This is a genomic window from Kribbella sp. (assembly GCF_035687465.1).
Lineage (GTDB): Bacteria > Actinomycetota > Actinomycetes > Propionibacteriales > Kribbellaceae > Kribbella.
Genome location: NZ_DASRXP010000397.1, coordinates 1 through 2,161 on the forward strand (window position 1 = coordinate 1; position 2,161 = coordinate 2,161).

General features: G+C 67.5%; 2 protein-coding genes. Both read left to right on the top strand.

Annotated elements, in window-relative coordinates; translation table 11 throughout:
* The coding region (locus tag VFG33_RS20710) for a hypothetical protein (RefSeq protein ID WP_325054561.1) at positions 1–392 on the top strand (392 nt) is incomplete at its 5' end.
* Positions 389–1,927, top strand: coding sequence for a multicopper oxidase family protein (locus VFG33_RS20715; protein ID WP_325054562.1), 1,539 nt, complete (start codon positions 389–391; stop codon positions 1,925–1,927). The genes VFG33_RS20710 and VFG33_RS20715, both read left to right, overlap by 4 nt.
* Positions 1,928–2,161 lie beyond the last annotated feature (234 nt).

The following is a 2,161-nucleotide window of genomic DNA, read 5'->3' on the forward strand; positions in this document are numbered from 1 at the left end:
CTCTCTGGTTGCTGCGGGCGATCCTCGTGGTGCATGCGATCGCAGTCATGGCCCAGCCGCTGATGGCGGGCTTCTACCTGTCCGGCGACGTGGACGCGATGAACGTGCACAGCCCGATCGGGTCCACGCTGTGGATGATCAGCATGGTTCAGATCGTGATCGCCCTGCTGTACTGGCGATTCGGTGGCGGCCAGGTCTACCCGGTGGTCGTGACCCTCGGCCTGTTCGTAGCGGAGTTCCTCCAGATGGTGCTCGGCCAGACCCGGAGCATGACGATGCACATAGTGCTCGGGTCCGCGATCGTGACCACGGTGCTGATGTTCACCGGTTGGTCGTTCACCGCCGCCGCCCGCGTGGCCCGTCCGGCGAAGCAGGCGGAGCCGGTCGGATGAGCACCACCCGGCGTACCTTTCTCGGCGGTGCTCTCGGCGCCGGTGTCGCTCTCACGGCGCCCGGTTGCGGTATCGACCTGCTGCCCGGCCAGACCGGCGAGGTGCTGCGCAGCGAGGCGCGGCTGCCTGAGCCCTTCACAGTGCCGTTGCCGGTGCCACCGGTGAAGAAGCCGGTCCGCACGGCCGGCGGCGTCGACTACTACCAGGTCGTCCAGCGCGAGGCGGAGACCGAGATCCTGCCCGGGCTGCGGACCAAGGTCCTCGGGTACGACGGCCTGTTCCCCGGCCCGACGTTCGACGTCCGCAGCGGGCGTGGCGTCGTCGTCGAGCACGTCAACCGGCTGGCGGTGCCGACGTCGGTGCACCTGCACGGTGGCCACACCCCAGCCGCGAGCGACGGTTGGCCACTCGACCTGGTGCTGCCGCAGGGCTACCAGCAGGACCAGGGGCACGGAAGCCACGGCGCCAGCAACGTCAGCCAGGTCCGCCGTGAGCACACCTATCCGAACTCCCAGCGCGCGGCGACGCTGTGGTACCACGACCACCGGATGGACTTCACTGCGCCACAGGTATACCGCGGGCTGTTCGGGCTGCACCTGATCCGCGACGCCGAGGAGGACACGCTGCCATTGCCGCACGGCGACCGCGAGGTCCCGCTGGTGATCGCCGACCGGGCATTCGCCGCCGACGGCTCGTTCCGCTACCCCGCCCTCGACCCATCGTTGCGAAACACCCCGGGTGTCGAGAACGACTATATGGAAGGCGTCCTCGGCGACGTCGTGCTGGTGAACGGCGCTCCCTGGCCGATGCTGGAGGTGGACGCCGCCCGCTACCGGTTCCGGGTGTTGAACGCGTCCAACGCCCGGCGCTACGAACTGGAACTCGACCCCGGCCCGGCGAAGCTGGTCCAGATCGGCAGCGACGGCGGCCTGCTGGACAAGCCGATCGAGCACGACACGGTGGTGCTGGCCCCGGCCGAACGGTTCGACCTGGTCGTCGACTTCTCGTCCTACCCCGTTGGCACCGAGGTGACCTTGGTGAACCGTATCGGGCAGGATTCGACCGCCCGGGTGATGCGGTTCAAGGTCGCCCGCAAGGCCTCCGACGATAGCGCCGTGCCCGCTCGGCTCTCGTCGTACCAGCCCTTGCGGGTGCCGAAGGGCGCTGTACGGCGGAAGTGGATCTTCCAGCGCGGCAACATCGACAATCACAAGGGTTGGCTGGTCAACGGCAAGCAGTTCGACCCGAGCCGGATGGAGGCCCGGCCGAAGCTGGACGGCTACGAGGTCTGGTCTTTCGTCACCGACGTGCACCATCCAGTGCACGTGCATCTCTCACCGTTCCAGGTGATCAGCCGTGGCGGGACGAAACCCGGCCCGTACGACGCCGGCTGGAAGGACACTGTCGACATCCGGCCGGCCGAGGTGGTCGAGGTGCTGGTCCGGTTCAGGGAGCACAAGGGCAAGTACCTCATCCACTGCCACAATCTCGAGCACGAGGACATGGCCATGATGGCCGCCTTCGAAACGACCTAGACCTCACGGGCCAGGCTCACCTACGCCCAAAGGCTGAAGCATCTTTCGGCACCCATCACCGCGATTCCGTCCGCAGGCATCTCGATTCGGCTCCGGCCGTTTCGGTTGCGGCGCAGGAACACACCTCGGCACCGGTGATCATCGGACTGTACGACCCGGCAGGTTCAGCCTGCCGGCGTCTTGGACGTGGCTGCTGAGTCGCGACTGGATGTGCCGGTCGTTGAGTCGGCAGTG

What these genes read in the sequence shown, in the direction of transcription:
- VFG33_RS20715 (WP_325054562.1), top strand. Translation starts at nt 389, where the DNA reads ATGAGCACCACCCGGCGTACCTTTCTCGGCGGTGCTCTCGGCGCCGGT.